This window comes from Cellulomonas algicola (assembly GCF_003851725.1).
Taxonomy (GTDB): domain Bacteria; phylum Actinomycetota; class Actinomycetes; order Actinomycetales; family Cellulomonadaceae; genus Cellulomonas; species Cellulomonas algicola.
On record NZ_BHYL01000151.1, the window covers coordinates 1 to 11,119 of the forward strand.

Annotated in this window: 13 protein-coding genes, 1 tRNA gene and 1 pseudogene; 3 read left to right on the top strand and 12 right to left on the bottom strand. The window is 75.5% G+C overall.

The window, feature by feature from the left end; all coding sequences use genetic code 11:
- The 3 genes from CTKZ_RS10830 to CTKZ_RS21560 form a co-directional block, all read left to right on the top strand.
- Nucleotides 1-1,524, top strand: a 1,524-nt coding sequence (locus CTKZ_RS10830) for a PIG-L family deacetylase (RefSeq protein ID WP_124342960.1), incomplete at its 5' end; no start/stop codon positions are given.
- The gene (locus tag CTKZ_RS10835; protein ID WP_124342961.1) at nt 1,521-2,318 is read left to right on the top strand and encodes a glycosyltransferase family 2 protein; all 798 of its coding nucleotides are present in this window, start codon (nt 1,521-1,523) and stop codon (nt 2,316-2,318) included. The genes CTKZ_RS10830 and CTKZ_RS10835, both read left to right, overlap by 4 nt.
- A gap of 12 nt (nt 2,319-2,330) precedes the next feature.
- Entirely contained in the window at nt 2,331-2,486 is a 156-nt protein-coding gene (locus CTKZ_RS21560; protein ID WP_160142883.1) for a hypothetical protein, read from the top strand.
- Between the two features lie 52 nt (nt 2,487-2,538).
- Here the strand turns inward: CTKZ_RS21560 and CTKZ_RS10840 are convergent, their stop codons facing one another.
- The 12 genes and pseudogenes from CTKZ_RS10840 to CTKZ_RS21565 all read right to left on the bottom strand — a co-directional run.
- Entirely contained in the window at nt 2,539-3,012 is a 474-nt protein-coding gene (locus CTKZ_RS10840) for a hypothetical protein (protein ID WP_235843442.1), read from the bottom strand.
- 133 nt (nt 3,013-3,145) lie between these two features.
- The gene (locus tag CTKZ_RS10845) at nt 3,146-3,634 is read right to left on the bottom strand and encodes an SRPBCC family protein (RefSeq protein ID WP_124342962.1); all 489 of its coding nucleotides are present in this window, start codon (nt 3,632-3,634) and stop codon (nt 3,146-3,148) included.
- The gene (locus tag CTKZ_RS10850; RefSeq protein ID WP_124342963.1) at nt 3,631-3,957 is read right to left on the bottom strand and encodes an ArsR/SmtB family transcription factor; all 327 of its coding nucleotides are present in this window, start codon (nt 3,955-3,957) and stop codon (nt 3,631-3,633) included. The genes CTKZ_RS10845 and CTKZ_RS10850 overlap by 4 nt, the downstream gene beginning before the upstream one ends.
- A 274-nt stretch (nt 3,958-4,231) precedes the next feature.
- Entirely contained in the window at nt 4,232-5,020 is a 789-nt protein-coding gene (locus CTKZ_RS10855; RefSeq protein WP_124342964.1) for a hypothetical protein, read from the bottom strand.
- A gap of 6 nt (nt 5,021-5,026) precedes the next feature.
- A complete protein-coding gene (locus tag CTKZ_RS10860) occupies nt 5,027-6,079 on the bottom strand; it encodes a hypothetical protein (RefSeq protein ID WP_124342965.1) in 1,053 nt (350 codons plus the stop codon).
- Between the two features lie 169 nt (nt 6,080-6,248).
- Entirely contained in the window at nt 6,249-7,688 is a 1,440-nt protein-coding gene (locus CTKZ_RS10865) for a DUF2252 domain-containing protein (RefSeq protein ID WP_124342966.1), read from the bottom strand.
- Between the two features lie 83 nt (nt 7,689-7,771).
- Nucleotides 7,772-7,863 (bottom strand) — tRNA-Ser (locus CTKZ_RS10870).
- 99 nt (nt 7,864-7,962) lie between these two features.
- Nucleotides 7,963-8,976, bottom strand: coding sequence for a PIN domain-containing protein (locus CTKZ_RS22475; RefSeq protein WP_225916613.1), 1,014 nt, complete (start codon nt 8,974-8,976; stop codon nt 7,963-7,965).
- Nucleotides 8,977-9,131: 155 nt separating this feature from the next.
- Entirely contained in the window at nt 9,132-9,743 is a 612-nt protein-coding gene (locus CTKZ_RS10880) for a GTP-binding protein (RefSeq protein WP_124342967.1), read from the bottom strand.
- Nucleotides 9,724-10,101 carry a DUF742 domain-containing protein gene (locus tag CTKZ_RS10885; RefSeq protein WP_124342968.1) on the bottom strand — a complete coding sequence of 126 codons (378 nt, stop codon included), beginning with the start codon at nt 10,099-10,101 and terminating at the stop codon, nt 9,724-9,726. The genes CTKZ_RS10880 and CTKZ_RS10885 overlap by 20 nt, the downstream gene beginning before the upstream one ends.
- A 22-nt stretch (nt 10,102-10,123) precedes the next feature.
- Nucleotides 10,124-10,573 carry a roadblock/LC7 domain-containing protein gene (locus CTKZ_RS10890; protein ID WP_124342969.1) on the bottom strand — a complete coding sequence of 150 codons (450 nt, stop codon included), beginning with the start codon at nt 10,571-10,573 and terminating at the stop codon, nt 10,124-10,126.
- Between the two features lie 85 nt (nt 10,574-10,658).
- A pseudogene (locus tag CTKZ_RS21565) lies at nt 10,659-11,119 on the bottom strand (hypothetical protein); the annotation flags it as partial.

The window sequence follows — 11,119 nt, forward strand, 5'->3', positions numbered from 1 at the left end:
GCCTCGGGCCGGGCGGGTGCGCAGGCCGAGCCCGACGACCGCGTCACCTCCGCGCGGGCGGCGGCGAGGCACGACGTGCTCGACCGTCGCGACGACGCCGCGGGTGCAGCGCCCGGACAGGACCTGCTCGACCGTCGCGACGACGCCGCGGGCGCAGCGCCCGGACGGGTCGTGTTCGACGGCCAGGACGCCCCCGCGGCCTCGCGCGACGCCTGGGCCGCCGACGCCCGGTGGGCCGACCTGCCCGCGTTCGCACTCCCGGCGGGCCGGACGGTGGTCGTCGCCGCGCACCCCGACGACGAGTCGCTCGCGGTCGGCGGGCTGGTCGCGGAGCTCGCCGCGCGCGGCAACCCGCCGGAGGTCGTCGTCCTGACGGACGGCGCCGCGTCGCACCCCGGTTCGCCGACCCTGAGCCGCGAGGAGCTCGCGGCCCGCCGCGCCGACGAGGTGCGCACGGCGGTCGGCGTCCTGTCCCCGGCGTCGCCCGTGACGCTGCTCGGCCACCCCGACGGCGGCCTGCGGGAGGTGCGCGCGGACGTCGAGGCCGCCCTGCGCCGCCTGCTCGGCACGGACCCGGTCGACACGCTCCTCGTCCCGTGGCGCGGCGACGGCCACCGCGACCACCGCGTCGCGGGCGAGATCGGCGCCGCGCTCGCGCGCGAGACGGGGGCGCGGCTCGTCGAGTACCCGTTGTGGATGTGGCACTGGGCGACGCCGGACGACCCGCGCGTGCCGTGGGACCGGATGCAGCTCGTCGACCTCGCCGACGGGTCCGTCGTCCGCCGGCACCGCGCCGTCGCGGCGCACCGCTCGCAGGTGCACCCGCTGTCCGACGACCCCCGCGACGCGGCCGTGGTGTCGCCCGACCTGGTCGCCGCGCTCGACCGTGACGTCGACGTCCTGGTCGTCGACGACCCGTCGGCGACGACGTTGCGGCAGCAGTACTTCGACGCGACGTACGCGCGCCGCGACGACCCGTGGGGTTTCGAGGACCGCTGGTACGAGGAGCGCAAGCGTGCCGTGACCCTCGCGGCGCTGCCCGACGCCCGCCACGGCCGGGTGCTCGAGGTCGGCTGCTCGATCGGCGTCCTCACCGCGGACCTCGCGGCGCGCAGCGACGAGCTGCTCGCGGTCGACGTCGCCCCCGCCGCGGTCGCCCGGGCCCGCGAGCGCGTCGCGTCGGCCGGACACGTGCGCGTCGAGGTCGCGGACGTCACCGACGGCGTGCCGGACGGCCCGTGGGACCTCGTCGTGCTGTCCGAGGTCGGGTACTACCTGTCCCGTGCGGACCTGCTCCGGACGGCCCGCGCGCTGCGCGCGTCGCTCGCACCGGGCGGCACGGTCGTGGCCGTGCACTGGCGGCACCCCGTCGCCGACTACCCCCTGACCGGCGACGAGGTCCACCGCGTGCTGCGCCGCGCGCTCGACCTCGCGCCGCTGGTCCGTCACGAGGAGGCTGACTTCGTGCTCGACGTGCTCGCCGCCGACCCGCGGTCCGTGGCCCGACGGACGGGGCTCGTATGAGCGTCCGTCACGTCGCGGTCGTCATCCCGGCACGCGACGAGCAGGACCTCGTCGGGCGGTGCCTCGCGTCCGTGTCGGCGGCCGCGCACCGGCTCCCGGCCGACGTGACCGTCGACGTCGTCGTCGTGCTCGACGGCTGCGTCGACGGCACCGCGGAGGTCGTCGCGTGCTTCCCGGCCGTCCGGACGGTCGTGACGCGCGGCGGGAACGTCGGGCGGGCGCGGGCCGCCGGGGTGCGTGCCGCCCTCGACCAGGTCCGCGGTGACCTGGCCGACGTGTGGGTGGCGTGCACCGACGCCGACTCGGAGGTGCCGGACGGCTGGCTGACCGACCACCTGCGCCTCGCCGACGCGGGCGCCGACGTGGTCGTCGGGACGGTCCGCCCGGACCCCCGCGACCTGCTGCCGGACGAGGTCGTGCAGTGGCAGGTCACGCGCGTGCCGGGGCGGCCGAACGGGCACGTGCACGGCGCGAACCTCGGTGTCCGGGCGAGCGCGTACGTCGCCGCCGGGGGCTTCGCGCCGCGCCGGGAGCACGAGGACGTCGGGCTCGTCGCGGCGCTGCACGCGGCAGGGGCGCGGATCGTCGCGTCGGACGTCGTCGACGTGCTGACGTCGGGTCGGCGCGAGGGCCGGTCGCCGGGCGGGTACGCGGGCTACCTCACGACGCGCTTCCCGCGGTCCGCGTCCCGGCCCGCCGACGTGGACCGGCCGGGGCTCGACCCGGTCGGCGCCGACGTTCCCGCGTCGGACCGGGTCACCGACCCGGCGACGCTGCTCGTCGCGGCGGACTGAGAGGTCCGCCCGATGCTGCGGGCCGACGGACCGCTCACCGCGGTCCGCTCGGCGTGGCAGGCCGACGGGTCGCGCACCGCGGTCCGCTCGGCGTGGCAGGCCGACGGGTCGCGCACCGCGGTCCGCTCGGCACAGCAGGCCGACTGGCCGCCCTCCGCGGATACGTGAGTCGGTCGCCGCGCCGGAGCCGACGGGCCGCCCGGCCGGGCCCGGCGCGCACTCAGACCTCCGGACGCGCCTCGTGACCGGGCCGGCCGTGCGTGCGGTTCCGCTCCTTGAGCTGCGCCTCGTAGACGTGCCGGCGGCCCTCCATGAGCCGTTCGCGCGTGCGCCGCTCGGCGTCGGCGAACGTCCGGTAGTACCCGTCGTCGAACTCCTCGACGATCTGGAACGTCCAGCGCCCGTCCAGCACGTTGCGCCCGACGACCTCGGCGCGGAGCTCGTCGGCGACGTCGGGGTGGCCGGCCTCGGCGAGCTGGTCGAGCGCCTCGGCGAGCTCGGCGTCCGCGCGGCCGACGAGGCGGTGGAAGGCGTAGAGCATGCCGCGGGCGTGCTCGATGACCTCGAACGCGGCGGTGACGCCGCCGACGGCCTCGACGACCTCGTCGCTGACGCCCGGGGGTGGCAGGTGGTTGTCGGTCGGCCGGTCGGGTGTGCGGGGGTCGCGGGTGCGGGTGTCGGGGGCGTCGCTCATCGCCCCATCGTCGGTGCCGTCGGTGCGGCGCGCTCGTCGTGCGTCGCGCATGCGCACGGACGGGCCCGGACGCGACGACGGGCCGCGGCGCCCTCGGTGCGCGCCACGGCCCGTCGTCGTGCCGGGGTCCCGGTCAGTCCTCCGCGAGGAGCGCGTCGACCTGGCCGAGCGCCCCGACGATGCCCTCCTCCATGCCCATGCTCACGAGCTGCTCCATGGCCTGGGCCGACGGGAACTGCGACGTGATCGTCATGAGCGTGCCGGGGAACGCGCCATCGAGCCGGACGACCGCGCGCGTGACGAGCCCGTCGTCCTGGGGCGCGCCCGACTGGTCGGCGAACCCGTCGTCGAACGCGAGGCCGTTCGGGGCGTCGATCGTGACGAACTCCCACCAGCCGTGGGCCTTCTCGCCCTCGGGGCCGGTCATGTAGTACTGCGCGCGGCCACCGGGCACGAAGTCGTGCGCCGTGAACGTGGCGGGCCAGGTCGGCGGGCCCCACCACCGCTCGAGCTTGCGCGGGTCGGACCAGACCTGCCACACCTTGTCGGGCGTGGCCGTGAACTCGGCCTTGATGGTCAGGGTCAGGGCCTGCGGGTCCTTGTGGCTCTCGACGACGGTCATGCGTCCTCTCCTTCGTCCAGCAGGGCGTGGATGCGGTCGAGGCGTCCGCGCCAGATCTCCTCGTAGACGTCGAGGAGCCGGGCGGCTGCCCGGATCGCCTCGACGTTGCCGCGCACGAGCCGCTCGCGGCCCTGCGTGGTCTTGGTGACGAGCGCGGCGCGCTCGAGCACGGCGACGTGCTTCTGGACGGCGGCGAAGCTCATGTCGTACCGCCGGGCCAGCGCGGAGACGGACTCCTGCTCGTGCAGGACGCGCCGGACGATGTCCCGGCGGGTCCGGTCGGCCAGGGCCGCGAAGACCCTGTCGACGTGCGCGGTGTCCATTCCTACAACCATGTGGTTGTACGTTACGCGTCGAGCGTCGCCGTGGCAAGGGTCGCGACGGACGGCGGGCCGGACGTCCAGGCGGACGGACGTCCAGGCGGACGGACGGCCGGGCGGACGGACGGCCGGGCGGACGGCCGGGCGGACATGTGGACGGGTGGCCGGCGCGGACGTGCGGACGGACGGCCGCGGCGGCCACGCCGACGGGAGGCCGGCGCCACCGGTGTCAGGCGAGCGCGAGGTCAGGCGGACGCGGGGTCAGGCGGACGCGGGGTCAGGCGAACGCGACGTGCTGCGGGTCGGGCGCGACCAGCAGCGTCTCGTCCCCCTCGACCTCGCGGACGCCCCACAGCCGACGGAAGCGGTCACGACCCGTGCGGTCCACCACCTCGCCGAGCACCCGCTCCGCCCGGTCGCGCGCCCCGAGGACCCACATCGCCGTCGCCGCGAGCGACCCGCGCACCGGCGGCGAGTCGGGCGCGTCCGCGAGCATCTCGAGCGCTTCGACCGCCGAGGTCCGCCGCTCGTCCGCCAGGGCCCGCAGCGCGCTCGACACGACCGCCGGGTCGCCGTCCTCCGCCGCGGCCAGCAGCGCCGCCTCACGCGCGTCGCCGGTCGGCAGCGCCGCGTACCACCGCACGGCCGCGACCTGCCGCTCCAGGTCGCCGCTCGTCTCCTCGCCCACGACCGCGCCGGGGCCGTCGATCGGGGCCGGCGGTCCGTCGTCCCGGACGACCGCGAAGACGAGCGCACGCTCGCGCTCGAGCACCGACGGCGCGAGCGCCTGCGACCCGTCGAAGTCCCGCGACGGCGGCGGCAGGCTCACGACGCCTGCCCCGCGACGGCCACCCGCACCGGCACCGTCACCCGCACCGGCACCGCCACCCGCACTGAGCAGGACCGCCGTCACCTCCAGGTCGCCACCGCGACCCTCACCCAGCACCACGAGGTCCGCCCGCGCGCAGCGCGCCCCGACCGTCGACCGCGTCCGCCGGTCCAGGTGGTCGAGCCACGCCGCGGGCACGTCCGCGAACGTCGTGACGGGTGTGACGATCGATCCCATGGGCGGTCAGTAGGTGATGAGATCGGCCGACGACTTGGTGCCGATGCTCGTCGAGCCGTTGCCGATCGTGAACACGATCCCGGCGGGCGTCGTGCGCGTCGAGGCCGCGCCGAACGAGTGCCAGCCGTTCCGGTCCCGGATCCCCGTCTTCATGAACAGCGTGTCGTAGATCCCCGCCCACTTCGTCTGGTCGTTGCCGAGCCCCGCGTGCGTGAGCTTCGCGGTGATCTCGTCCAGCACCTTCTTCTCCGCCTCGGCGGCCGACCCCATCGGCGGGAACGTCTTCCCGACCACGTGGTCGGTCAGCACCTGCTCCGCCTCCTTGATCGAGATGTCGCGCGCCTGCTTGATGTCGTCCGCGTGCTCCGCCTCCGCCTGGCTGTTGCGCGCCGCGATCGACGCGCTGAGCTCGAAGTACACGTCCTTGCCGCCCTGCTGGCCGATCGTCTTGTGCACCCCCGCACCGACGAACTGGCAGGTGTTCGTCCCCTCGTCCATGTGCTGGACCCACGTCGGCGAGCACGTGTACGTCGCCGGTCCGGCACCGCCCGGCACCGGCTTCGTCCCGAAGTCGAACTTCGGCGCCTTGTAGCCCGTCGGCGCCGTCGTGAGCCCGAGCCGCATCGGGTTGGGCGCGCTACCGCCGCTCTGCACCGTCGCGATCGCCGTCGCGGTCGGCGCCGTCGCGAGCGCCTCGAACCCCTCCTCCGCAGCGAGCGACGTCGCAGGCACCTCGACGGGCGACGCGAGCCCCGCCGCCTCGAACACCCGGTCGCTGCCCGCCTCGACGGAGGGCTGGTCAGGCAGGAGGACGACCGACTCCGCCGCCCGGAGCCCGCGCGCCACCGGGACGTCGACGGGCAGCCCGCGCGCGGACATGCGCTGCACGTACGCCCCGACGGCCCGGTTGCCCGCCCGGCGCTGCAGGTCCACGAGCGCGGGCTCAGCCCGCCCGTTCCCGACGAGGACGGTGCCGGGGCGACCGTGCCGGACGGTGCCACCCAGGTCGTCGCGGAGCTCGGTGTCGCGGTGCACCCGCACCGCACGGTGACCCCTCATCGCACGCCCCCTCGGGTGAGGTGTCCGATTGTCGACCCTAGACCCGGCGTCGCGACGCCGACAAGATCGCCCCCGACGCACCGCGCACCACCGGCCCGCCAGCCGTCACACGCCGCGCACCACCGGCCCGCCAGCCGTCACACGCCGCGCACCACCGGCCCGCCGGCCGTCACACGCCGCGCACCACCGGCAACCGGCCGTCGTCCACCGCCTCCTCGAGCTCCGCGTGGTCCGCCTCCGTGCGGTCCGCGTACGTCGCCGCGAAGTCCGCGAGCGCCTCGTCCGCCGCCGACGACCCGCCCAGGTACGCACCGATCGCGATCGCGTCGCCCGACCGTGCGTGCGCCCGCGCGAGGGTCCACGCGCACAGGCGCCCGTACACCTCGAGCCCCGCCGGCCTGGCCCCGGTCAGGTCGAGGCCGCCCTTCCAGTCCCGCAGCTGCCGCACGTAGTAGTCGCGCGCGACCCCGTCCGGGCCCGCCGACCGCTGCCACCCGAGCATCACGTCGCTCACGGCCTGCATGAGCCGCTGACCCTCGACGACCCGCTGCCCCTGCTGCGCGTACGCGCCCCGCCCGACGTGCGGCTCCAGGACCGACGCCTGCGCCTCCTTCGCCTGCAGCACGAGCACGTCGTCGGAGTCCACGCCCTGCAGCAGCACGACGAACGCGCGCGTCCCGACGCTGCCCACGCCCACGACCTTCCGCGCGATGTCCACCACCCGGTACCGCTCCGCGAGGCGCCGCCGGTCCGGCGCGAGCGACGCGCGGTAGTCGACCAGCAGGTCCGCGATGCCGCGCCGGAACACGGGGGCGGCGTCCGCGGGCAGCACGTCCTCGAGCGTCGACACCAGCGGCGGGTCCGCGACGAACCGCCGCTCGTCGCCCTCCACGCGCGTGAGCCGCGCGGCCGCCTGCAGGTGGTCGCGCCGTCGCGCCTTGTCGAGCGCCGACCGCGCCCGCCGCACCATGCGCTCGTCGTGCGGCACCGCGTCGACCAGGTCGCCCAGGTCGATCCGCGCGTACCAGACCGCCAGCGCCGTCTGCCCCGCGAAGTCCCGCACCGCCTCGCGGTACGCGCGCGCCGCGCTCACGACGATCTCGCGGCGGCGTCTCCGCCCCACGTCGAGCGTGCGCGCGACCACCTCGAGGCTCGCGAGCAGACGCTTCACGTCCCACTCGAACGGGCCGGGGTGCGACTCGTCGAAGTCGTTGAGGTCGAACACGAGGTTCCGCTCCGGCGACCCGTACGTGCCGAAGTTCGCGACGTGCGCGTCGCCGCACAGCTGCACACCCAGCCCCGAGTCCGCCGACGCGCCCAGGTCCGCCGCCATCACGACCGCCGACCCGCGCAGGTACGCGAACGGCGACTCCGCCATCCGCCCGTACCGCACCGGCACCAGGTCGGGCAGCCGCGTCGTCGCCTGCGCCTCCAGCAGGTCCAGCGCACCCGGCCGCCCGCCACGCCCCGCGACCTCCGCGAGCGCCGACCGCGGCACCCGCTTGCGCGCCGCGCGCCCCTCCGCAGCCCGCGCGATCCGCTCCGCCGACGGCGGCGCGGCACGCTCCGCCCGACGGCCTGCGGGTTCCGGCCCTCGTTCCTCCGTCATCCGTCGACGGTAGGCCAGCACGCCACGGCGCATCCTCGTCCCCGGCGGGTGACCCCGACGTCGACCGGAACGTCGGGGTGGGGCGGAGGGCGTGGGATTCGAACCCACGAGGACGGGGGTGTCCCGCCCCAACGGTTTTCAAGACCGTCTCTTTCGGCCGCTCAGACAGCCCTCCCGACGCTGCTGGGTCCGCCTGCTCGAAGCCCGCGCGCTGGGGACGATCCTCCCACAGCGGCTCCCCGTGCCGACCCCTGTTCCCGGGCCGGCACGACGGTCACGACGACGCCCGCACCTGCTCCCACCAGGCCGCCGGCCACCCCGGGCTGACGACCTCCAGGCCGTGCAGCACGGCCACCTGCGCGAGCTGCACGTCGTACGTCGCGACCGCCCCGACCTGCGGGTGCGCGACCGCCGCCCCCACGTGCAGCGCGACGAACGACGGCAGCACCGCCGCGACGCGGGCCGCCGCGTGCAGCGACTGGTCCGAGAACCGCACGACCTCGACGCGGTCCGTCACGTCGTGCGCGACGCCGTGCGCCTCGACGCCACGGGGACGCGCGACGCGGCGCAGCTCGCTCACGCCGAGGAACGTCGTGACGAGCCGGTCCTCGTGGGCGGCCGCCCACACGAGCCACGCGTCACGTGACGGGGCGCCGACGAGGTACCGGCTGAGCGCCGACCCGTCGACGTAGACCCGCGGACGCTCACGGCGCGGGACCAGCGACCAGGGCACGGGGTCGGGCGGGGTGGACGGCTCGGCCGCCGCGCGGTCCGCCCCGGCCGCGCCGGCGGTGAGCCGCTCGTCCGCGGTGGGCCCACCGGTCGCTGACCGGTCGAGGGTCGGGTCGTCGGTGACCTGGTCGTCGTCGTGCGCCGGGTCGTCGAGGGCCGGGTCGTCGAAGGCGGGGTCGTCGAAGGCGGGGTCGTCGGTGCCCGGGTCGTCGGTGCCCGGGTCGGGGGTAACCGGATCATCGGTGCCCGGGTCGTCGGTGGCCGGGTCATCGGTGCCCGGGTCGGGGGTGCCCGGGTCGTCGGTGGGCGGGTCGACCGGGGGTCGTACGGGCCCGAACGGGTGAGGGACGCCCCGGACGGGCGTCGGTGTCGTGGTCGGCGCCCACGGCAAGGGGCCGACGGTCGTGCCGTCGTCGCCCGCTGTGCGCGGCTGCGGAAGGGCGGAGACCCGGACCACCGCGCCGGGCGAGCGGTCCGCGGCGCGCCCGTCGAGCAGCACCGCGCGCCCGAGCACGGGACGGCGCTCGGGTGGCTGCGGGGGGACGACCGGCGGCACCCCTCCATGATCCCGCACCGCGTCTGGGACCCCGGGCGCCGACGGGACCGTCGTCGAGCCGACGGTCGAGGCGAACGTCGGTACGGCCGTCGGGGCCGGACGCGCCGACGGCCGGCCCCCGTGCGGGGACCGGCCGTCGATGGGTGCGGGGTGGCTCACCGGTTGCGCAGACGCTCCATCGCGAGCTGCACGAGCGAGATGAGCGCCTGCTTGGTGGCGGCACGCGACCGGGCGTCCGTGTAGAGCACGGGCACGTGCGCCGGGATGGCGAGCGCCTCACGGACGTCGTCGAGCTGGTGCTTGGCGACGCCGTCGAAGCAGTTGACGCCCACGACGAACGGGATGCCCCGGCTCTCGAAGTAGTCGACCGCCGGGAAGCACTGGTCGAGACGGTCGGTGTCCACGAGGACGACCGCACCGATCGCGCCGCGGACCAGGTCGTCCCACATGAAGAGGAAGCGGTCCTGGCCCGGCGTGCCGAACAGGTAGAGCCACAGCTGGCCCGGCAGCGCGATGCGGCCGAAGTCCATGGCGACGGTCGTGGTGGTCTTGCGGTCCGACACGCCACCGGCGTCGTCGACGCCGACGGAGTGCTCGGTCATCGCGGCCTCGGTGTTGAGGGGCTCGATGTCCGAGATGGACCCGATGAAGGTCGTCTTGCCGACGGCGAAGCCGCCCGCGACGACGATCTTGACGACGGTGGGTGCGACAGACCCCGCGGTCCCCGCCGGAGCGGCGACGGCGGCGTCAGAGGGCGGAAATGCCATTGAGAACACTCTCCAGCACGCTCAGGGACAGGGCGGGGGACTCACCGGTGTTGACCTCGACCGGCTGAGAGGTGTGCACGCGCACGTACTGCTGGTCGGAGAGGTCGGACACGAGGATCCGGACCACCCCGAGAGGAAGGTGGAGCAGAGCCGACAGCTCCGCGACGGAGATGTAGGTGTGCGCGGCGTGCTGCAGGATCGCCCGCTTCTCGGGCGGCAGCCCCGCGCTGGTCACAGCGCCCGGCATCACCTCGACCAGTGCCTCGAGAGGCAGGTCGGAGCGCGCCGAGCGCACGCGGCCGCCGGTGACGGCGTAAGGCCGCACCGTCCTGGCCTCGTACTCGATGTGCTCACTCATCTTCGAGCCGTCTCCGTTCGCGTCAGGCCACGGGGGCGCGGGTCGCGCCGTCGACGGGCAGCTGGCCGCGCATCTCGGAGATGAGCTGCGGCGTGAGCGTCGCCTCGGTGCGCGAGACGAGCATCGCCATCTCGTAGCCGATGAGGCCGACGTCGCAGCTCGACTCGGCGACCACGGCGAGGACCGAGCCGTTCGAGACGCTCATCAGGAAGAGGAACAGGGCGTCCATCTCGATGATCGCCTGGCGCACCTCCCCTGCGCGGAGCTGGCGCGACGCGCCACGGGTCAGGCTCGACATGCCGGAGACGATCGCCGCGAGCTGGTCGCCGCTGGTGCGGTCGAGCTGCTCCGACATCGCCATGAGCAGACCGTCCGCCGACACCACGAGCGTGTGGCGAGTGCCGGGCACGGTCCGGACGAAGTTGTCCAGGAGCCAGCCGAAGTTGGCTGCCTCGGTGCTGAGCGCGGTCACACTTCCTCCTTGCTGGTGCAGTCGGTGACGACTGCGGGGTGAGACGTCACCTGGGCGGAGACGGCTGGTCGGGAATCGTAGGCCGTCATGAGGCCTGGCCGTTGGGGCCGGTGGGGCCGTCCGAGGCACGACGGCCACGGTTGGTCCCGGACTGGAAGCTCGACAGGCGGGAGCGGAGCTGGTCCGCGTCGCGCTGGACGGGCTTGCCCTCGTCCGCGGCCGGGACGGCCGACGGCACAGCTGAAGGAACACGCCGCTGCAGGGTCTCACCGGTCATGCCCATGGAGGCGGGCCGGTAGGCCGACAGCTGGCTGAGCTCGGACAGAGCCTGCTCCTGGATGTCGGACCGCATCGCGAGCATCGCGGCGACCTCGTCGTCGAGCGTCCCGATGCGGGGCGCGACCGACGGCGGGAGCGACGGGTGCGGCACGGTCGCGGCGGGCGCGGCAGCCGCCGGCGGGCGGGGCGCCCACTCGGGCGGGGCCCACCCGGAAGCCGGGCGCTGCTCGGTCGTGGCGGAGGCCGGGACCGGAGCCGGGGCCGGCG

What these genes read in the sequence shown, in the direction of transcription:
- CTKZ_RS10835 (WP_124342961.1), top strand. Translation starts at nt 1,521, where the DNA reads ATGAGCGTCCGTCACGTCGCGGTCGTCATCCCGGCACGCGACGAGCAG.
- CTKZ_RS10855 (WP_124342964.1), bottom strand. Translation starts at nt 5,020, where the DNA reads ATGGGATCGATCGTCACACCCGTCACGACGTTCGCGGACGTGCCCGCG.
- CTKZ_RS10865 (WP_124342966.1), bottom strand. Translation starts at nt 7,688, where the DNA reads ATGACGGAGGAACGAGGGCCGGAACCCGCAGGCCGTCGGGCGGAGCGT.
- CTKZ_RS10885 (WP_124342968.1), bottom strand. Translation starts at nt 10,101, where the DNA reads ATGAGTGAGCACATCGAGTACGAGGCCAGGACGGTGCGGCCTTACGCC.
- CTKZ_RS10860 (WP_124342965.1), bottom strand. Translation starts at nt 6,079, where the DNA reads ATGAGGGGTCACCGTGCGGTGCGGGTGCACCGCGACACCGAGCTCCGC.
- CTKZ_RS10845 (WP_124342962.1), bottom strand. Translation starts at nt 3,634, where the DNA reads ATGACCGTCGTCGAGAGCCACAAGGACCCGCAGGCCCTGACCCTGACC.
- CTKZ_RS10880 (WP_124342967.1), bottom strand. Translation starts at nt 9,743, where the DNA reads ATGGCATTTCCGCCCTCTGACGCCGCCGTCGCCGCTCCGGCGGGGACC.
- CTKZ_RS10850 (WP_124342963.1), bottom strand. Translation starts at nt 3,957, where the DNA reads ATGGACACCGCGCACGTCGACAGGGTCTTCGCGGCCCTGGCCGACCGG.
- CTKZ_RS21560 (WP_160142883.1), top strand. Translation starts at nt 2,331, where the DNA reads ATGCTGCGGGCCGACGGACCGCTCACCGCGGTCCGCTCGGCGTGGCAG.
- CTKZ_RS10840 (WP_235843442.1), bottom strand. Translation starts at nt 3,012, where the DNA reads ATGAGCGACGCCCCCGACACCCGCACCCGCGACCCCCGCACACCCGAC.